16 protein-coding genes are annotated in these 19,312 nt (G+C 51.3%); 10 read left to right on the top strand and 6 right to left on the bottom strand.

Features of this window, described 5'->3' with window-relative positions; all coding sequences use genetic code 11:
• The first annotated feature begins 61 nt into the window (after positions 1-61).
• Genes BLX24_RS11500 through BLX24_RS11485 form a run of 4 tightly spaced genes read left to right on the top strand, consistent with a single transcriptional unit; the run spans position 62 to position 4,924 of the window.
• The gene (locus BLX24_RS11500; protein WP_071503297.1) at positions 62-1,000 is read left to right on the top strand and encodes a DMT family transporter; all 939 of its coding nucleotides are present in this window, start codon (positions 62-64) and stop codon (positions 998-1,000) included.
• Positions 1,001-1,031: 31 nt separating this feature from the next.
• Positions 1,032-2,435 carry a DUF6056 family protein gene (locus BLX24_RS11495; protein WP_071503296.1) on the top strand — a complete coding sequence of 468 codons (1,404 nt, stop codon included), beginning with the start codon at positions 1,032-1,034 and terminating at the stop codon, positions 2,433-2,435.
• The gene (locus BLX24_RS11490; protein WP_071503295.1) at positions 2,432-3,166 is read left to right on the top strand and encodes a glycosyltransferase; all 735 of its coding nucleotides are present in this window, start codon (positions 2,432-2,434) and stop codon (positions 3,164-3,166) included. The genes BLX24_RS11495 and BLX24_RS11490 overlap by 4 nt, the downstream gene beginning before the upstream one ends.
• Positions 3,167-3,181: 15 nt before the next feature.
• Complete coding sequence (locus BLX24_RS11485) at positions 3,182-4,924, top strand: hypothetical protein (protein WP_071503294.1); 1,743 nt, start codon at positions 3,182-3,184, stop codon at positions 4,922-4,924.
• 12 nt (positions 4,925-4,936) lie between these two features.
• Here BLX24_RS11485 and BLX24_RS11480 read toward each other — a convergent pair whose 3' ends face one another.
• A complete protein-coding gene (locus BLX24_RS11480) occupies positions 4,937-5,419 on the bottom strand; it encodes a MarR family winged helix-turn-helix transcriptional regulator (RefSeq protein ID WP_071503293.1) in 483 nt (160 codons plus the stop codon).
• 175 nt (positions 5,420-5,594) lie between these two features.
• Here BLX24_RS11480 and BLX24_RS11475 point away from each other — a divergent pair, with 175 nt between their 5' ends.
• From BLX24_RS11475 to BLX24_RS11460, 4 genes are all read left to right on the top strand, one after another.
• The gene (locus BLX24_RS11475; RefSeq protein ID WP_071503292.1) at positions 5,595-6,683 is read left to right on the top strand and encodes an HlyD family secretion protein; all 1,089 of its coding nucleotides are present in this window, start codon (positions 5,595-5,597) and stop codon (positions 6,681-6,683) included.
• 65 nt (positions 6,684-6,748) lie between these two features.
• Positions 6,749-8,323 (top strand): DHA2 family efflux MFS transporter permease subunit, encoded by a 1,575-nt coding sequence (locus tag BLX24_RS11470; protein WP_071503291.1) that lies wholly within the window; start codon positions 6,749-6,751, stop codon positions 8,321-8,323.
• A 15-nt stretch (positions 8,324-8,338) separates the two neighbouring features.
• Positions 8,339-9,640: a TolC family protein gene (locus tag BLX24_RS11465; protein ID WP_071503290.1), complete on the top strand. Its 1,302-nt coding sequence runs from the start codon at positions 8,339-8,341 to the stop codon at positions 9,638-9,640.
• Between the two features lie 239 nt (positions 9,641-9,879).
• Positions 9,880-10,119 carry an acyl carrier protein gene (locus BLX24_RS11460; protein ID WP_071503289.1) on the top strand — a complete coding sequence of 80 codons (240 nt, stop codon included), beginning with the start codon at positions 9,880-9,882 and terminating at the stop codon, positions 10,117-10,119.
• A gap of 75 nt (positions 10,120-10,194) precedes the next feature.
• Here BLX24_RS11460 and BLX24_RS11455 read toward each other — a convergent pair whose 3' ends face one another.
• Positions 10,195-10,905, bottom strand: coding sequence for a 2-phosphosulfolactate phosphatase (locus tag BLX24_RS11455; protein ID WP_071503288.1), 711 nt, complete (start codon positions 10,903-10,905; stop codon positions 10,195-10,197).
• A 223-nt stretch (positions 10,906-11,128) separates the two neighbouring features.
• Between BLX24_RS11455 and BLX24_RS11450 the strand changes: the two genes are divergently transcribed.
• Together BLX24_RS11450 and BLX24_RS11445 are read left to right on the top strand one after the other, a co-directional pair.
• Positions 11,129-12,196 carry a sensor histidine kinase gene (locus tag BLX24_RS11450; protein ID WP_071503287.1) on the top strand — a complete coding sequence of 356 codons (1,068 nt, stop codon included), beginning with the start codon at positions 11,129-11,131 and terminating at the stop codon, positions 12,194-12,196.
• On the top strand, positions 12,193-13,239 hold the full coding sequence (locus BLX24_RS11445) for a sensor histidine kinase (RefSeq protein WP_083421931.1): 1,047 nt from the start codon (positions 12,193-12,195) through the stop codon (positions 13,237-13,239). The genes BLX24_RS11450 and BLX24_RS11445 overlap by 4 nt, the downstream gene beginning before the upstream one ends.
• A 31-nt stretch (positions 13,240-13,270) precedes the next feature.
• On the opposite strand, the gene BLX24_RS11440 is transcribed toward BLX24_RS11445, so the two are convergent.
• The 4 genes from BLX24_RS11440 to BLX24_RS11425 form a co-directional block, all read right to left on the bottom strand.
• Positions 13,271-15,160 carry a beta-N-acetylhexosaminidase gene (locus BLX24_RS11440; RefSeq protein WP_071503286.1) on the bottom strand — a complete coding sequence of 630 codons (1,890 nt, stop codon included), beginning with the start codon at positions 15,158-15,160 and terminating at the stop codon, positions 13,271-13,273.
• Between the two features lie 183 nt (positions 15,161-15,343).
• A complete protein-coding gene (locus BLX24_RS11435) occupies positions 15,344-17,236 on the bottom strand; it encodes an amidophosphoribosyltransferase (protein ID WP_071503285.1) in 1,893 nt (630 codons plus the stop codon).
• A 219-nt stretch (positions 17,237-17,455) separates the two neighbouring features.
• Complete coding sequence (locus BLX24_RS11430; protein ID WP_071503284.1) at positions 17,456-18,589, bottom strand: methionine aminotransferase; 1,134 nt, start codon at positions 18,587-18,589, stop codon at positions 17,456-17,458.
• A 77-nt stretch (positions 18,590-18,666) separates the two neighbouring features.
• Positions 18,667-19,239: a Uma2 family endonuclease gene (locus BLX24_RS11425; RefSeq protein ID WP_071503283.1), complete on the bottom strand. Its 573-nt coding sequence runs from the start codon at positions 19,237-19,239 to the stop codon at positions 18,667-18,669.
• Between the last annotated feature and the right edge of the window lie 73 nt (positions 19,240-19,312).

The raw sequence follows: 19,312 nt of genomic DNA, 5'->3' as shown, positions 1-19,312 counted from the left end.
GGTTGCGCCCGAACGGGTCAGCTACTCTGTATCACCCCTTAACCCCGTAACCCGTAAAGCTGTGAAACCAAAACTACTCGATTACCTGCATCTGCATTTTCTGGTTGTTATCTGGGGATTTACAGCTATTCTGGGCCTGTTGCTGGATCCGCTGAATGCACCGGCTGTCGTTGCTTACCGTACGTTGCTGGCTTCCATCGGCCTGGGGCTGGTTTTGTTTTTCCGTAAAAACGGAGGCTTTGCGGTGGCAGCGTCTGACCGCTGGCGGCTGCTGGCTACGGGAGCCATTATCGGGCTGCACTGGCTGGCCTTTTTCGGGGCGGCGCGGCTGGCCAACGCGTCGGTATGTCTGGCCGGCATGGCAACGGGGTCAATCTGGACCAGTCTGCTGGAACCGCTCCTGCTGCGGCGGCGCGTCCGCCCGGTCGAGGTGATTCTGGGTATTGTGGTGATGATCGGCCTTTATCTGATTTTCCGGTTTGCCTTTGACAAGGTTCTCGGGTTGTCGGTCGCTATTTTTTCAGCGATGCTGGCCGCGTTGTTTACGATCATCAACAGCCGGTTTGCGCAGCGTATTCCGGCACTGACTATGTCGTTCTACGAAATGACGGGCGCTTTCCTGACCTCCGGCCTTTTTCTGCTGGTGTTTTACGTAACGGTTATCCAGGATACGGGTAGCGTTAATAATGGTTCTGTAAATCAGCAGTTTGTGCCGATATTTGCCAGCCAATGGCTATGGCTGACGGTGCTGGCAGGGGTTTGTACGGTATACGCTTATACGGCCTCCATGAGCCTGTTGCGTAAATTTTCGCCTTTTGCTGTGAATTTGACCGTAAATTTGGAGCCGGTTTATGGGATTTTATTGGCTGTCCTGATTTTCAAAGATAAAGAACGGATGACACCGGGGTTTTACATCGGTACACTCGTTATCTTAGCCGCCGTTTTAGCCTATCCAATTATAATGAAAAGTGGAAAGCCGACCGCCGCGCATACCGACTGATCTGTTGCTGCGGGCTTTTCCATGACTAGATATGAAGCATCCGATTGTGCGCCTGCTGATGCAACTTGGCGCAGTGTTCCTGTTTCTGTTTGCGTACCTTCCGCTGCTGGTACTATCGTTCTATAACCATCCGTCTGCTGCCGATGATTATTGCTTTGCCGACACCGCAATCAAACATGGATTCTGGCAGGCACAGATTTTTTACTATGACGGATGGACGGGCCGTTATTTCTCCAACTTTCTCGTACATGGCACGCCACTGGTATGGGGCTGGTACGATGGATTCCGGCTCATTCCGTTGCTGGCGGTAACCGGCTTACTGGCATCCGTCTATTCATTGTTGAGCGAACTCCTGCGCGGGCAGTCAAAACAAACGCTTATTCTGTCGACTGCCATCCTGTTTTTTATCAGCATTGTCTCTTTACAAAGCAGTGTAGAGGCTTTTTTCTGGACAGCGGCGGTGGCTTCCTACACCGTACCGACCGCTCTGACGTTTTACCTCATTGCTGTTATTATCCGCTGGTACCGGCTGCGCGACGGGCTCATTAAGTCATTAACCGTTGTCTGGGCCGGGTTTCTGGTATTCGCCATTGTGGGGTCCAGCGAAACCAACCTGATTGTACTGGTGCTGTTCTTACTGGCCATTGTTGGTTATCGGTTACTGTTTCAGCAAAAGCTGGACTGGTTTCCTGGCATACTGATTATCGTATCCTTTATCTCGAGCTGGTTGCTGTTCCGGGCGGAGGGTAATGCCGTCCGGATGGGAGGAAATCCCCACGGCGGTGAGTTTATTAATTCCCTGGTGTCCTCGTTAGGCTGGCTGGGAATGTCGTTTGGGATGTGGCTGGTCAAAACGCCGGTTATACCGCTCTCGATTTTGTATGTACCGCTGGCATTGCGGCTGCTGCGGCCGGGTAGTCCGGTACGCTACTTGTTTCAGGTACCGGCCGGTGTTGTTACGCTGGTGTATGTCGGTCTGCTGGGTGCGCTTATTTTTCCGTCGTACTACGGCATTGGCCTGCCACCCGCTTTCCGGACCATGAATGTGTTTTATTATTTCGCTCTTTATGGCTGGTTCTATGTGCTGACAACCTGGATTTACTTTGCCAACCGGCAGAGCTGGCAGGTTGAGCGGTTTACCGTACCGGTCGGCGTACCGGTACTGATGGTAATCTGGGTCGGGGTGGCTATCTGGTTCAGCCAGCCGCTGAAACTGATGTATAATGACCTGCTGCGCGGGCATGCCTCTGCCTTCAACCGCGAAATGAACGAGCGCCACGAACGGTTGCTGCAGCCGGGCAAGGAAGTTAAACTGAAACCACTCAGCGTGCAGCCGCCGAGCTTATTTGTGGATGACATCAAAGAAGACCCTGAGTATCTCTGGAATCGTTGCCAGGCAGGTTATTACGGACATCAGAAACTGATCTTAGAGTGAAAACGTGTATCATTGTTCCCTGCTACAACGAGGCCGAACGGCTGCCAGTAACTGCCTTTCAGGAATATCTGCGCGATAATCCGGGCATACACATCTGCTTTGTGGATGATGGAAGCCAGGACAATACCAAAGCCGTATTGCAGCAACTGGAAGCAGCTATGCCGACGCAGGTAACGGCGCTTATTCTGCCGCAGAATCAGGGGAAAGCCGGTGCGGTCCGGGCGGGCATGTTACACAAGGCACCGGAATTATACGATTGTCTGGGTTATCTGGATGCCGACCTGGCTACTCCCCTCGATGCGATACAGGATCTGGAGGCGGTTCTGGCCGCTCAGCCTGGCCTTGACCTGGTTATGGGGTCCCGGATCAAGTTTTTAGGGACCGATATTCAGCGTGATACTTTCCGGCATTACACCGGCCGTGTCATTGCAACGTTTATCAGCAATATTCTCCGGCTTCCGGTTTACGACAGCCAGTGCGGAGCGAAACTGTTTCGCCGGCGGGTAGTGACAGCTCTTTTTCAGGAGGCCTTTTTAAGCCCGTGGCTCTTTGATGTTGAATTACTGGCCCGCCTGATTCAGATGCACGGGCGTCAGCACCTGTTGCGTGGTCACGTGGCCGAAATGCCCCTGCGGCAGTGGATCGAACAACATGACTCACGGGTGAAAATGAGTTATTTTTTCCGGTTGTGGTACGAGATGTACCGTATCCATCAGAAATACCGAACTTAACGTAATTACTTAACCATGAATCGTATTTACCGGACGCTTACCTATCCATCGATAACCTGGTTGCTGATCCTGTTGCCGGTCGCCGGATTTTTTGCCTATTTCTTTACCCTGCGTTTCGATATCCCCTGGTTCGACGAATACGAAAACATCCCTTTCTTTTTACAACAGTTTCTGGATGCAGACTCCTTTCAGGAGCGGATCGCTGCGTTGATCCGGCCAAACAATGAACACCGCGTTGTGTATGCCCGGCTGGTAGTGTTCGGGCAATATCTGCTCACAGGCGGCATCAGCTATAGCGGTCTGATGCTCTGGGGCAATCTGGGGCTGGTGGTAATTCTGATCCTGCTTTACAGTACCATCCGGCGGCTTGGGTTGCCGGTGGCTTATCTGCTGCCTGTCCCGCTCATGCTTTTCTCTGCCCAGAATTACCTGCTGACCTTTACCGCCATTTATACCCTGCAATATCTGGCCATTATAATGCTGGTTCTGGTGACGTTCTTTCTGCTGGCGCAGGACGGGACACGGCTGTCGATATCGCTGACCCGTCCGAAAGAGCGGCCGGTCTATTTTGTACTGGCCCTTGTGATGGGTTTTCTGGCTACGTTTAGCATGGGAAACGGTATTCTGCTTTGGCCGGCAGGGGCCGCTATGCTGTTCATTCAGCGCCGCTGGGTTCAGCTGGTCATCTGGCTCGTGATTGGTGCCGCCAGTATTTACCTGTATTTTCTGGGGTATCCGGTACAGCAGGGCAATGCCGAAGGCTTTGCGTATGTACTGAAACACCCGTTCCAGACCATCGCCGGTTTCCTGATTTTTGCGGGTAGTATTTTTGATTTCTTTCCGGCCTGGCCTATCGAAAAACGGGTACACCTGCCTTTTCTGGCGGGGTTGCTGGTGATTGCCTTCCTGGTTTTCTGGACTGTCCGGGTGGTTTTCCGTAAAGACCGCAACACGTCATTTTCAGATGTATTCCTGCTGGGCTGCGTTTTGTTTCTGCTGGCCAATATGGGGCTGATTGCTTTCTTCCGGATACGGTTCTATTTCGGCATGGTGCTGCATAGCTCTTACCGGACTTATTCGCTGGTGTTGTGGGCAGTTGCCTATGTTGCGTTGCTGCATACTGTGGCCACCTCAACCCGTATCAGTATGCAGCGGCAGGCACTCATCAACCGGTATTTGCTGGTAGGGCTGTTTGCGGTTTTTGTCTTTGTGAGTGGCTTTACCTACAAAACATACATTCCGGAAGCCGTGCAGCGCCGGTTACACATGCAGGGGCTGACGTATAACCAGCAGCATAACCGGATTGGTCTGGGTGGTACCCGTAATTCGGCACTGGCCAAATGGATTATCGAACTGACGGATGTCATGACGCAGCGGAAATGGTATACCTTACCCGAACCGGCCATTACCGCCGATGAAAAGAAAATCAATGGCATGGTGCGCGATACCATCAAGGCAACGCCGTATACAATCGAATATAAGCCGGATTATGTGGTCATGAGTAGTGATGAGGCGGGCTATACCGTTGACCGGCATACGGGGACGTACCTGATATTCCGTTCTGATCAGCACGCCTATGTTATGTTTGCCGAACCCAATAAACCCAAAGGCCGACACCCGTTCAGGGCTTTACCAGGCTGGTCGGCAGCCATGCCGAAAGCCTTGATTGAGCCGGGCCGTTACCGCATCGGGCTGTTCCGGATGGACAACGGAAAAGGATCTGTTCAGTACACCAACAAATTTGTGTCGGTCGATTGAGCAACGACCGGACTATTGTTCAGTCGGTAACTCATTGACCAGCAGAATCATAGTGTCTAGCATGTTGTCGATCTGCTCCGCACCGGCAATGGCATCGAATTGTTGCCGTAACTCCTGCATGCACTGCGTCAGCGCAATAAACAACGATTTGCCGCGGTCGCTCAGGTAGATGATACTTGAGCGGCTGTCGTTTTCATTCTTCTTCAGGTATATATAGCCGGAGGCTTCCAGTAAGCTTACCGTCTTACTCATCATCTGCTTGGTTACGCAGGCATGACGAGCCAGTTCGCTGTTTGTAATGCCCGCCTCTTCAATATGCGAAAGAAAAGACAGGTAACTTACCTTAAAGTCATCAAAGCCCAGTTCATGTAGCTTGCCTTCCAGAAAATTCGCCATGTAGCGCTTCAGACGCATCATTAAGCGGCCGAACGAGCGTTCGCGCAAAGACCGGTAATGCGCGAAATCATAGGAAATATTGGCTTCTTCGGAGATCATGGCCGAAAGATACTGTTTTAATGAGTTTTTAATTCAATTGTGCAACACAAAAGTAGTCAATTTGGTTGACTTGATAGTCAACTTGGTTTACATTTGCACCACAATAGTCAAACGAGTTGACTACCTATTAAGTTGCATAAGCATTAAAATTACTCGTATCAAACCAGCATAAGTAATGTCAACCGAACAAGCCAATCCTGTAAAGAAATATTTGCCACGGCTTATAGGGCTCATCGTTGTGGTCGCTGCCGCTTTTTATGGATTTCAGTCGTATCGATATAACCAGAAGTACGAAACTACCGACAATGCGCAGATAGAAGGCAATACCGCCCCGGTTCTGGCCCGGGTAGCAGGGTATGTACAACAAGTGTCTGTCGATGATTACGCGAACGTTTCGAAAAACCAGACACTGGTCGTGATTGATCCGCAGGAGTATGATGTCGCCTTACAGCAGGCTGAAGCTGATTATCAGCAGACACTGGCCGACATCCGGACGGCTCAGGCAGATTTGCAGACGGCTCAGGCCAATTTGCGGAATGTATCCCAGAATATGCGCGTCGCTCAGTCAAATGCCAGTGTGCAGGCTTCCCGCCGTGATAAAGCTCAGAAAGACCTGCAACGTGACCAGAACCTCTACAACGAACAGTCATTAACCCAGAAACAGTTGGAAGATACCCGCAGCAATGCCGATGTGCAGGGCCGTCAGTACGAAGCCAGTCAGCAGCAGATTGCCTTAGCCCAGACGTCGGAAGGCGTTGCCAAAGCAGGTATTGCCAAAGCACAGGCGGCCATTCAGAAAATGCAGGCCATGCTGAAAGTAAAGGAAGCCGCCGTGCAAAATGCCCGTCTCCGGGTTGGGTATACTAAATTGATGGCACCCATTTCGGGTAAAATCGGCCGGAAAAATGTGGTGGTTGGTCAGTATGTACAGCCGGGCCAGAACCTGTTCACCATTGTCGCCGACTCAACGTTCTGGGTAGTCGCTAACTTCAAGGAAACGCAGCTCGAAAAAATGCGGGTTGGTCAGCCGGTCGATATCAAGCTTGATGCGTACCCTGACCTGGACGTTAAAGGCAAAGTGGTTTCACTTTCAGAAGCAACCGGCTCTAAGTTTGCGTTGCTGCCTGCCGATAACGCCACCGGCAACTTCGTGAAACTGACACAGCGTGTGCCGGTGAAGATTGAAATTGAACATCCTGAGAAATACAAAAGCCTGCTCCGGGCTGGTCTGAGTACCGAAATCGCTGTACAGGTAGCCCAATAACCGATTGCGGCTATACAATTAACAGGCCGCAGGCTTCGGACTGATGGCTGAGAAAACACAACAACATGGCTCAACAAGGATTTCGCCGGTGGATTGTCGTACTGACGGTTGTATCGGCGGCTATCATGGAGTTGATCGATACGTCGATTGTGAACGTCGGGCTTACCCAGATGGCGGGCAACCTGGGCGTAACGATTGAAGACATTTCGTGGGTGGTAACCTCCTACGCTATTGCCAACGTAATCGTCATTCCGATGACCGGCTTTTTTCAGAACTATTTCGGCCGGAAAAACTATTATATCGCATCCATTATCCTGTTTACCCTTGCCTCGTATGCCTGCGGAATTGCGGATGACCTCTGGACATTAACCTTTTTCCGGTTTGTGCAGGGGGTAGGCGGGGGGGCGCTGCTTTCGACTTCGCAGGGGATTATGTATGACTCCTTCCCGCCCCAGCAGCGGCCGATTGCCTCGGCAATTTTCGGGATGGGTATCGTTATGGGGCCAACCCTCGGCCCGACACTGGGTGGTTTTATCATCGATAATTACCACTGGAGCTGGATGTTCTTCATCAACGTACCCTTCGGGATTTTAGCCACATTCCTGTGCCTTAACTTCATCGAAAAACAACCGCAGGAGCATAACATTGACCGCAGCAAAATCAGTATCGACCAGCTGGGGATTCTGTTGCTGGCCGTCGGGATCGGTAGTCTGCAATATGTGCTGGAGCGGGGTGAGGCCGACGACTGGTTTGATGATCATACTATTCTGATGCTGACCATTATGGCAGCCATTTCTATCCCGATGTTTATCTGGTGGGAGCTGAAAACCAAAAATCCGGTCGTTGATCTGCGCGTACTGAAAAACCGCAATCTGGCCATCGGATCAATTCTGGTATTTATCATCGGCTATGGGCTGTTTACGTCCATTATGCTGTTTCCGCTGTTTGTACAACGGATTATCGGCTACACGGCGACCAAAACCGGTAACCTGCTCATACCGGGTGGTTTCATTACCATCTTTATTTTCCCGGTTGTAGGCCGGGCGCTGGCCAACGGGGTGTCGCCACGGATTTTTGTCGCCATCGGCTATATCGCCTTCATTGCGTTCTGTTTTATGATGGCAGGCTATAACGAAAATGCTACCGAGGGCCTTTTTACAATTGCCCTGCTCGTTCGCGGGGTCGGGATGGCGTTTATCAACGCACCGCTGATCAATCAGTCGATTTCGACGCTGAAGCCGCAGGAACTGCCGATGGGGATTGCCTTTACCAACATGATCCGTCAGTTGGGCGGGGCGTTCGGGGTGGCCGTTACCAACACGTACATTACCCAGCGTTCGGCTGTTCATCGGGGAGACCTGGTGTCACACGTGCAGGCCGGCGACATGCTCACAACCGAGCGGCTTAATGCCCTCACGCAAGGTCTTATGTCCCGCGGCATGAATGCTTTTGACGCCGCTACGGCCGCATACCGTAACCTCGATCTCATTATTCAGAAACAGGCACTGATGATTTCCTATCTGGATACCTTCCGGCTGGCAGGTACCTTTTTTATCGTCACGTTTCCCCTGTTGTTTTTCCTGCAAAACCGGAAAATGGATCCGGCTGCCGCTAAAGCTGCGGCTGATGCAGCTCATTAAACAGAACTAACAGTTATGAACCGAATACACATAATCATAGTGTTTGCACTCAGTTCGCTGACAGCCGTCGCCCAGACACTGCCGGATGACTTACGGACATTGATGCAGCAGGCAAACACAAATTTTCCCCGCCTGAAAGAGCAGGAACAGCAGGTGAAAGCGGGTGAAATCCGGCGCGATATTGTCCGGACAACCTTACTGCCGACTATTCAGGGTAATGGCAGTTACCAGTACATCAACCCTGTACCACAGGCTACGTTTCCCATCAACGGACAGGATGTGGCGCTGAAGTTTGTGCCGCATCATAACCTGAACGCCAACATCGGCATCAACGTGCCGATCTATGACTGGGGGCGTACTAAAGAAGCAATCCGCAAAGCGCAGGATGATATTCTGCTGGCCCGCCATAGCCTGGAGCTGACGCAGCATAACCTGGGTTTCCAGGTGGCAGCGGCCTATTACGGTGTCGGTTTTCTGCAGAAAAGCCTCTCTGTTCAGGATTCGGTGATTCAGACGGCTTCGGCCAATATCCAGACCATTGTTAACCGCCTGCGGAACGGAGACGCGCTGGAGTTTGACGTACTGACCCAGAAGGTACGGCTGGAAACGGCTAAAAACCGCAAGGTAGACATCCAGAATCAGCTGGATCGCCAGTTGGCCCTGCTGACCTACCTGACCGGCAATCCGTCGCCGGTAATCGGACCGGATGCCAGGGAGTTCAGTACCATAACGGGGCCTTTGCCGATTGCAGATGCCCGGTATCAGGCAGCTTTGTCGGGTAATAAAGACCTCGTGATTGCGCAGGACCGCGTACGGCAGGCCGAATCAGAAATCCGGGCCAGCGAGCTGAATGGCCGGCCAACGCTTGGTTTCGGAGGAAATGTCGGGTTTAAAAACGGGTATATCCCCGACGTAAATACCCCGAAGTTTAATCAGGCCGCCGGGGTTTCGCTGGTTGTGCCCATTTATTCCGGCAAGCGTAATGCGTTGCAGACAGAGGCCGCACGGGTTAACCTGACGGCGAGTAAATACGCGGTCGAAAATGCAAATGCTCAGCTGAGACAGAGCCTGGCTCAGATTAATGCAGATATGAAAGCGTATCAGGCGCGGCTTCAGAACCTGGAAACACAGTTGTTACAGGCCGGTAAGGCGCTGGATATTGCGCGGGCCCGCCTGAAAAACGGCGTGATTACGGCAGTTGAATTAGAGAGTGCCGAAACGGGGGTCGAAGAAGCTCGTCTGACGCAATTGTCGGTTCAATACCAGATTTTGTTGTCTCAGCTGGAATTAAAACGATTGCTGGGCGAAGGTTTGTAAGTTTGTTCTGCTAAGCTCAACACGCAGCGGTTCGCTTAAGCCGTAACAGTATATTCACAAAATGTATGCTGTTACGGCGCGCTTGTTTTCGGGGACGCCAGAAGGCTCCGGAAGTCAGAATGCGGTCAGTGTTTTGTTAAAAAAGCTAAAATATACCTTTATACAGTACAACAAAGCACCGCATTTTCCTGTTACAGAATTAAAAGGTACATCAATAAAATACTAAAAACGGGAAAGTTATGAAAGAGAAGGTTATTGACATATTGTGCAATTTCGGAATTAACCGTAACGCTATAACTGATAATGTACATTTCACCCGTGACCTTGGCCTTGATAGTTTGGATACGGTTGATCTGATCATGCAATTGGAGCAGGAATTTGGATTGCGTATTCCGGATGAAGATTACCCAAAGTTAACGACATTGGCTGGTGTAACGCACTATCTGCAGCACGAGCAGCAAGTGGCCGAAATGGCCTGATATACCTGAAAGGGAGTCAAAAAGCGGCTGATGTTCCGAACGTCAGCCGCTTTTTGAGTTAAGGGAGACCGGTTCTCAGATTTCCATATTGACAAGCGTGTTGCCCCGCAGCACCGGAACCACATCATACAGGTCATGCTGTAAACAATAAGCAATGTCTTTGGAGATGCCAAGGCGCTGCAACCGGCGGATGTGTGAAGAGTTGGCGAGGTAGCTTAACAGGTCGCCTTTGCCCTGATTATACAATCGCCAAGCCATGATGGCACTGTCTTCCGCAATCATATAGTTTTCTTTCAGCCGCTCAATCAGTGCACCGGCAAACAGCGTGTCTTCCATGTTAGGGCGGCCTTTCCAGCCAGCACACAGCACAATAACGTCGTAAGGCTGTGATTGCAGATAATGGGCAATGGCGCCCAGATTCAGAAAGGAGCCCACCAGCACCTTTACTGCCGACCGTGATTTGGTAATGGCCAGAGTCCCGTTGGTGGTCGTCATGGCTACTTTCGTATTTTCCATCCAGCTTTCCATGTAGCTGAACGGAGAGTTATCCAGATCAAACCCGTCGACCTTCATGGCGTTCCGTTCGGCAGCGGCCAGATAACCGCGCTCCTGTAGCGCCCGGCACTCTTCTACCGTTGCCACCGGCACGATGCAGGAAACACTATGTGCAAATGCCGTAACCATACAGGAAGTTGCCCGGAATACATCGGCGACAACTACAATTGCATTATCAATTTTATGAAGGTGTAATAAGTCCGGAGTAAGACAAACGTCAATGTTTTTCATTCAGAGGGAGACAGTAATTGTAGGCGCTGATCTGCTTGTTTAGCCGGACAGCGCCTGGTTTTCGTCAACAAAATTATCTAAAATCGGCTGAGGTTCCTACGGGCCAACCGCCCTTTTATACGGCTGAAGTCCGGTTCTTGCCAACTGAAGGATAGCCTGGTTGTCCGGTTAGCCGATTACGTGTATTTTTAACAAAGACTCAGACTTGTAGAAACCTGTACTCTTGGAAAAACTGAACGATAAATGGCTGCGTTTAATCGGTATACCGTTGGTTGAACTGTCGACCAACCTGCTGTACCTGGAGCAATACCACTATGACTGGCGCATCTACCTGCGCACCAGTTTCTGGGGAATGGTGTACATTTCGCTGCTGTGGGAATGCTTTACCCGCTGGCTGCGCTTTGTCCGGTTACGGTATACGCACATTGATCAGACGCGGCAGCGCATTCTGATTACGTTTCTGGGCTATTTCATGATCGTTACCATTGCCCAGCTTGGTGTGGTGTCGCTGTTCGGGCTGCTGGGAATTGCCGGTGTACCGATTACGATCGATGTATACCTGCAACAGCTGATCGGCGGTTATCTGGTGCTGCTGGTGGTTGGGGTCGCCTACGAGGTATTGTACTATTTTGCCAAACTGAAAACCGCGCTTGTAGAAGCCGAAATGGCCAAAAAAGTCAGTTTACAGCATCAGTATGATACGCTGAAGGCTCAGGTAAACCCGCACTTCCTGTTCAACTCGCTCAACTCGCTGTCGATTCTGATTGAGGATGAACCGGCAAAAGCGTCGGAGTTTCTGGATGAACTCTGTACGGTTTACCGGTATCTGTTACAGGCCAACAGCAAACCGACGACATCCGTACGGCAGGAAATCGGGTTTATCACATCGTTTTATAAACTGCTGCAGGTACGGTACGGGGAGGCTATTCAGCTCCACATCGCCGTTGATCGTACCGTACAGGAGGCCGGGCAAATGCCGCCGCTGACATTGCAGACACTGGTCGAGAATGCTATCAACTACAATGTAGTGACCCCGAAAACGCCGCTGGTTATCCGGATCAGGAGCGATGAAGCCGGGCAACTGATTGTCGAAAACACCATCAACCGGAAGACCCTCCGCATGAATCCGGGCCGGAATAGTCTGGTCGATTTAATTTCGCAGTTCCGGTTGCAGGAGTTGCCGGATCCGGTTATTATTGACAATGAGTTTATTTTTTCGGTCACGATCAATCCGGGCCTGAACCGTAAAACCAGTACGCTGTTCAAAAACCAAACATCCATGTTTCTGTGAATGCTGCTTCTGCGCTGAGGTATACCCGTCTGGACACCATCATGCAGGTGGTTGTGCTGCCTGTTTATGTGATTGGCATGAACTGGCTGCTATTGGGTGCCGTATACTGGCAGAGCTGGCGGGTATGGGCCGGCGCAACCGTGCTGGCAGGGATGTTTTCGTTCGGCAACTGGCTGCTTAACAATATACAGGCCAACTGGGTACGTGACCGCTTTTCGGCCTATTCACAAATTCTCGGCCGTAGTATCGTTATGGCCATCTGGCTTTGTCTGCTGGGAGCTGGCTTTACGGTCGGCATGTACAAAACCTTCATTTGGTTTGGTTTTACAGCTTACGACGGGCAGCGGCTTCAATATAGTATTTACTTTCAGGTGATTGTGATCCTGATCATACTGGCCATACATGAAAGTATTTTTGCCTTCGATGAGTGGCAACAGACAGTAACCGAAACCGAACGGCTGAAAAAAGCACGGCTGCAAAGCCAGTTCGAAAGCCTCAAGCAACAAATTAACCCCCATTTCTTATTCAATTCGCTGAACACCCTGTCGGTGCTGATCGAAGATTCGCCGAAAACAGCATCGCGGTTTCTGGACGAAATGAGCCATGTATACCGTTACCTGCTGCGGGCAAATGAAGAGGAACTGACTGAACTGAGAACTGAGCTGGCGTTTGTACGTTCGTACGTATACCTGTTGCAAATCCGGCATGGTGACGGGTTTGCCGTTCGCGAACAGATTAGTGATGCCTGGATGGACTACCGGATTGCTCCCCTGACGCTTCAACTGTTAGTGGAAAACGCCGTTAAGCACAACGTGATTCTGCCGGAACAGCAGTTGGTGATCACGATGACCGTAGGCGATGACGGCCTGTTACGGGTGCAGAACAACCTTCAGCGCAGAGCCGTGCCGGTGGTCTCTGATCGTGTCGGTTTATCCAACATTGTGGCCAAATACCGGTTACTGGGCGATCGGGAAGTGCAGGTGGTTGAAGCCGAAGGGAATTTCAATGTCGTTATTCCGCTGCTGGAGCCGGAAAAACACTGAAGCCGGCCCTACAGCCGGCTTCAGTGAAGGATTATCGTCCGGCACGCCGCCGCAGTTCATCTCGTTTGAGCGTAATCAGATGGCCGATCGGATTCCCGTTGCGGTAAGTGACCACCCGCAGGGTAACCGGCCCCTCGGGCAGCTCAACCGGTTGTGTAAATTTAGCCGAATGGCTGTCGGGCATTGTATCATCGATGGTATAGTAGATGTCCAGTCCCGGAATTTCTGACTCCAGAATCAGAGTCAGTTTTTCATCCTTAACCGTTGTCCGGACAATCGCGTCGTAAATGGCTTTTGAGTAGTTGATATCGGCTATATCGGCGCGCTCAAAGCGGTTTTCAACGCGCTGCACAAAGTTTTCCCAGTTCTTCACGGCTTTTGGTGACCAGAATACTTCGGACAGGGCCCAGGCGCGCGGATAGGTCATATACTCAGCATAGCGGAGGGTCGGGATCTGCTCCGTCCAGAGGTTCCCCTGACCACCCAGAATGTATTTCGGATCAACGCCGTCTGGGACCGGATCAAAGCTGTATGCCCGTTTCATCCGCAGGCTGGCATAAATCGGCGGGTCAATGGTATTCTCGCCCTGGTTATAGTCGAGGTAAGCAAAGGTGGTCGGTGTCATGACTACATCATGTCCCATCTGGGCGGCCTCGATGCCGCCTTTGATGCCCCGCCAGCTCATGACCGTTGCTTTCGGCGAGATACCGCCTTCCAGAATTTCGTCCCAGCCCAGCAGTTTTTTGCCTTTGGCATCCAGAATTTTCTCGACGCGGCCCATAAAATACCCCTGCAGGTCTTCTACGTGGCGGATACCCAGCTTTTTCATCAGGGCCTGGCAACCCGGATTCTGTGCCCAGTACCCTTTATAGCACTCGTCGCCCCCAACGTGAATATAGGGGTTCGGGAATAAGGCTGCGATTTCGGTAAAGACCTTGTCCAGAAAGATATAGACATTTTCATCGGACGGGTTCAAGGTGTTTTCTATGAGCATTTTAAACGTACCGTTGCCATACCATTCCGAGAAGGCTGATCCCGGATTTACGCGTACGGTCGTATCCTTTGTGCAGCTAAGTTCGGGGTATGCTGCCAGAATGGCCATGCTGTGGCCGGGCACATCAATTTCCGGAATAATCGTTACGTTGCGGGCCTGCGCATACTGAATGATTTCCTTTACGTCGTCCTGGGTGTAGAAACCACCGTAAGGCGTTGGTTCACCGGCTTTCGGTCTGGCCCGTTCGCCGAAATGCCCGGCCCGGGCTACCCGCCATGCACCAACCTGCGTCAGTTTCGGCAACGATTTAATTTCCAGCCGCCAGCCGTTATCATCCGTCAGGTGCCAATGGAGTGTGTTGAGCTTGAGCTGGGCCATCTGGTTGATGTACCGTTTTACTTCTTCTTTGGTAAAGAAATGGCGGCTGACATCCAGCATCAGGCCCCGCCAGCCAAAGCGGGGATAGTCGGTGACCGTAACGGCCGGTACGGTCCAGCTGGCTTTGGTCAGTTTGTTGCTTTCAATTTCTTTTGGCAACAGTTGCACCAGCGTCTGCATACCGTAGAAAAGCCCCGCCGGTTCGTTGGCCGAGATGGTAATGTTTTTAGGGGTTACTGTCAGCGTGTACCCTTCCTTTCCTAGCTGAGCAGCAGGCGTGCTGTTCAGGTTGAGGTGAATGTGGCCTTTATTACCGGCCTGTGCCCTGAATCCGTAGCCGGTAGGGGTATTGAGTTTTTCCGTCAGCATGTTGGCTACCACCTGCGCTTCAGGTTTGTTGTAGCTGATAGCCGAGGTTTTACTCAGCACAAAGGAACCCGTTGCGGGCTGAACCGAAACGGGTTGGGGAATGAGAGAAATGGAACTGGTTTGGGCTATGGCCTGAAAGCCGGTAAGCACAGAGGCCAGCATAAGGGCAATGATACGCATAGGCTGCACGTGGTTTTGTTGTGTTAAGGGATAGGAAGAAGATACGCTTCCTGGTGTCGCCGAAAATAGATTGAGGAGCTAATTTACAGTTTTCAGATGTAGAAAAGGCCGGTTGTCTCTAACGGACGATCATAAAAAAGCCCCGGCTCAGTGCTGAGCCGGGGCCATATCTGGATAAGGCCGTTAATAGGCCCGGACGAGTTTTCCTTCCATGAAGTTGACAAACGCCTTGTTTACCACCCGGTTACCGCCCGGTGTCGGGTAGTTGCCGGTGAAATACCAGTCGCCCGAATGGTTCGGACAGGCTTTGTGCAGGTTGTCAACGGTTTGGTAAACCACGGCCAGCTCGGCTTTCAGGTCTTTCGGGCGAACGATGTCGGCAATCTTCTCCGAAATCTCTTCGTCGGTAAACGGCTCAAACAGGGCGTTTACGTAGTTGTTCGCTTCGGCATTTCCTGATTCGATGGCCGCTACGCATTCCGCATACACTTCATCCATCAGGTGTTCCATGCTGCGTTCTTTCAACAGGGCCAGTACCGCGCGGAACGCCACAAACTCCTTCACTTTCGACATGTCGATGCCGTAGCAGTCAGGGAAGCGGATTTGCGGAGCCGACGACACAATGATGATCTTTTTAGGGCCTAACCGGTCGAGCATCCGCAGGATACTCTTTTCCAGTGTTGTGCCCCGGACAATCGAATCGTCCATGACCACCACATTATCCTTGCCTTTCTTGATTACCTCAAACGTAGTATCGTATACATTCGACACCATGTCGTCGCGTTGGGCTTCGTCGGTAATGAATGTCCGCAGCTTGACGTCCTTCGACACCAGCTTCTCAATACGCGGGCGGAAGGTCAGAACCCGGTCGAGTTCCTCTTCGAACAGGATACCGTCCATAATCGCCTTCTTACGCTGCTTCGCCAGGTGATCTTCCAGTCCTTCGACCATCCCGAAAAATGCGGTTTCCGCCGTATTCGGGATATACGAGAAAACGGTGTTTTCGAGATCGTAGTTGATTTCTTTCAGGATCTGGGGCACGAGCAGACGACCCAGTTGTTTGCGCTCGTTATAAATGTCCGGATCAGTTGCGCGGGAGAAGTAGATGCGCTCGAATGAGCAGGAGCGTTTTTCAATCGGCTTGATGAATTCGTACTCACCGTATTCGCCATACTTGTCAATGATAAGCGCGTGGCCGGGCTGAATCTCCTTAATCTGACTGTAATCGATGTTGAACGCCGTTTTTATAGCAGGTTTTTCGGAAGCTACCACCACCACTTCGTCGTCGGCGTAGTAGTAGGCAGGGCGGATCCCGGCCGGATCCCGTGCAACGAAGGCGGCTCCGTAACCTGTCATACCCGCCATCGCGTATCCTCCGTCAAAATCGCGGCAAGACCGGTGAAGGACACGCTGCAGGTCCATGTTATCTTCGATGATGTCCGACAGGTCGGGATTTTCGTAGATACCTTTGAACCGGTCAAAGACGCGTTGATTCTCTTCGTCGAGGAAGTGCCCGATCTTTTCCATCACGGTCACCGTATCAACCACTTCTTTGGGATGCTGTCCGAGTGAAACCAGCTTATTGAAGAGCTGGTCAACGTTTGTCATATTGAAGTTCCCTGCTACGACCAGATTCCGGCTTCTCCAGCTGTTTTGCCGAAGCATAGGGTGACAGTTCTCTATCTCGTTTGCGCCGTGGGTTCCGTAGCGCAGGTGTCCCATCCAGACTTCGCCGGTAAACGCCACGTTATTCTGCAACCACTGAGCATCCTTAAATTGTTCTTTGCCTTCTTTGGATGCTTTCTTAAACTTTTTGTTAATCTTCTGAAAGATTTTCGCAACGGGCTGTTGATCAACGGATCGGTATCGGCTAATGTACCGGTGACCGGGTGAAACGTCAATCTTGATATTGGCTACTCCCGCTCCATCCTGGCCCCGGTTAACCTGTTTTTCCATCAGCAGATAGAGCTTATTGACAGGATAAAGCGGGGTTTTGTACTTATCGATGTAGTACTGGTACGGCTTGCGGAGCCGGAGGAGGGCAATACCGCATTCGTGCTTAATAGCGTCGCTCATGAAGAAGATCGCCGAAGCGAAGTTGGTTTTCGTTGTTAGAGAATGAACGCTTCCGTTCGTCCGATAGTTCGGGGAACATTAAGACAAAGTTAGGTAACAGGCGGGATTTATCGCTCTTTCGGTAACAATAACCCGGGGCCGTTCCCTATTTTTTTTATTGTTACCGGATGGAGGAAAATTCTATATCCGAAAAATCCAGTAGTTAATTTCCGGGGGAGCTTACAGTTTACTTAGTTTTTCACCGGCGCGCAATAATGTCTCATCATCCTTGGCAAAGCAAAACCGCAACAGCTTATGATCGGTCTGGTCGTGGTAAAAAACCGATACCGGAACCGATGCCACGCCGATTTCGTGCGTGAGGCGGATGGCAAGGTCATAATCGTATTCATCCGTAATCTGCCGGTAGGAGAGAAGCTGGAAAAAGCTCCCCTCGGCGGGGGTGTAGGTAAACCGTGAACCCTGAATCGCTGACAAAAACAGATCCCGTTTGGCTTCATAGAAGGCGGACAGGCTTTGGTAAGGCTCCGGGTGCTTCAGAAAGTCGGCGAGAGCGTACTGAACAGGCGTAATGGTGCTGAACGTAACATACTGGTGAACCTTCCGGAACTCGCGCGTCAGCTCGCGGGGGGCCAGGCAGTACCCGATTTTCCAGCCCGTAACATGATAGGTCTTACCAAACGATCCGCAGACGAACGTGCGCGCCTGTAAGACGGGATGAGTCATCAGAGAATGGTGTACCCGGCCGTCAAACAAAATGTGCTCGTATACCTCGTCGCTCACAAGGAAAATATCCTTATCCTGTACAATCGCTGCCAGCTCCTCCAGGTCAGCGCGGGTCCATACGCGTCCGTTCGGGTTCTGGGGCGTATTAACCATGATCAGCCGTGTTTTATCCGTAATCCTGCTCCGGACCTCCGCCCAGTCGACCGAAAAATCGGGCGGACTCAGCGGGATGTAAACCGGTATGCCGCCCGCCAGCTCAATGGCCGGGACATAGCTGTCATACACCGGTTCGAACAGAATGACTTCGTCGCCCGGCCGGATTACCGTCGTAACCGCCGAAAAAATAGCCTCCGTTGCGCCTGAGACAATCGTCACTTCGTCGTCAGGATGATAGGCTATACCGTAGCAGTCCGCTGTTTTCTGCGCCAGTGCCTCACGTAGTTTGGGCACGCCCGACATCGGGGCATACTGGTTGTGGCCGTTCAGGTAATGACCGACCAGGGCCGTCAGTTCAGGCGAGCAATCAAAGCTCGGGAAGCCTTGCGAAAGGTTTAGTGCGCCGGTATCGAGCGCCAGTTTCGACATAACCGTAAAAATGGTTGTGCCGACGTTAGGGAGTTTAGATTGCATTGTATCGGTAGCGCGGAACAGGACTCCGCGCCGTCGGTAAAAGAAGAATAGTCAGTTATTGGTCAGCAGTTCGAAATCTATGGAGTCGGAAAATCAACGGCATAGTACAGGTTCTCCAGCAGGATTGCACAATCGTCGATGGCAACATATTCTTCTTTGCCTGTATAAATATGTGTCAGCCACTCGGATTCATTGAGCTTTTTGTGGACGTCAACCCGCTTTTTATCTGAGGAAATCAGGATATACTCGCGGAAAGACGGAAGGGTACGGTAGCAGTCAAATTTTTCTGTACGGTCATAGGAAGCCGTTGATTCGGAAAGTACTTCGACAATTATCTCAGGGTTAAGCAGTGCATTAAGACCGTATGCGTTTTTTTCATAAACAGGTTTTCCGCATACAATGACCAGATCAGGGAACGTGTATTTGTCACAATCTTCAATTTTAATGAGTTGATCACTGTTGAATAAGACGCAGCCTTTTTGCATCAGACAATCCATTAGCCGGTAGGTAACATTGCTGATGATAATATTATGAGCGGGTTGTGCGCCGGCCATAGCTACAATTTCGCCTGCGTTGTATTCCAGCTTTGTGCCTGATTGGTGGAGTAAGCTGAAATAATCGGCCAGTGATGTAAGCGTCTGCGTCGCCATGATGGATGGGGTTTAATGTTTATCAAAAATAACGCTTTGGGTAAACGTGTAAAACAGGCTTTCGCCTATTGCA

This window comes from Arsenicibacter rosenii (assembly GCF_001870735.1).
Classification (GTDB): domain Bacteria; phylum Bacteroidota; class Bacteroidia; order Cytophagales; family Spirosomataceae; genus Arsenicibacter; species Arsenicibacter rosenii.
This window is presented reverse-complemented; position numbering and strand designations above follow the sequence as displayed.

Coding starts and splice junctions, on each gene's coding strand:
- BLX24_RS11495 (WP_071503296.1), top strand. CDS start 1,032: ATGAAGCATCCGATTGTGCGCCTGCTGATGCAACTTGGCGCAGTGTTC.
- BLX24_RS11485 (WP_071503294.1), top strand. CDS start 3,182: ATGAATCGTATTTACCGGACGCTTACCTATCCATCGATAACCTGGTTG.
- BLX24_RS11480 (WP_071503293.1), bottom strand. CDS start 5,419: ATGATCTCCGAAGAAGCCAATATTTCCTATGATTTCGCGCATTACCGG.
- BLX24_RS11475 (WP_071503292.1), top strand. CDS start 5,595: ATGTCAACCGAACAAGCCAATCCTGTAAAGAAATATTTGCCACGGCTT.
- BLX24_RS11470 (WP_071503291.1), top strand. CDS start 6,749: ATGGCTCAACAAGGATTTCGCCGGTGGATTGTCGTACTGACGGTTGTA.
- BLX24_RS11465 (WP_071503290.1), top strand. CDS start 8,339: ATGAACCGAATACACATAATCATAGTGTTTGCACTCAGTTCGCTGACA.
- BLX24_RS11460 (WP_071503289.1), top strand. CDS start 9,880: ATGAAAGAGAAGGTTATTGACATATTGTGCAATTTCGGAATTAACCGT.
- BLX24_RS11455 (WP_071503288.1), bottom strand. CDS start 10,905: ATGAAAAACATTGACGTTTGTCTTACTCCGGACTTATTACACCTTCAT.
- BLX24_RS11440 (WP_071503286.1), bottom strand. CDS start 15,160: ATGCGTATCATTGCCCTTATGCTGGCCTCTGTGCTTACCGGCTTTCAG.
- BLX24_RS11435 (WP_071503285.1), bottom strand. CDS start 17,236: ATGAGCGACGCTATTAAGCACGAATGCGGTATTGCCCTCCTCCGGCTC.
- BLX24_RS11430 (WP_071503284.1), bottom strand. CDS start 18,589: ATGCAATCTAAACTCCCTAACGTCGGCACAACCATTTTTACGGTTATG.
- BLX24_RS11425 (WP_071503283.1), bottom strand. CDS start 19,239: ATGGCGACGCAGACGCTTACATCACTGGCCGATTATTTCAGCTTACTC.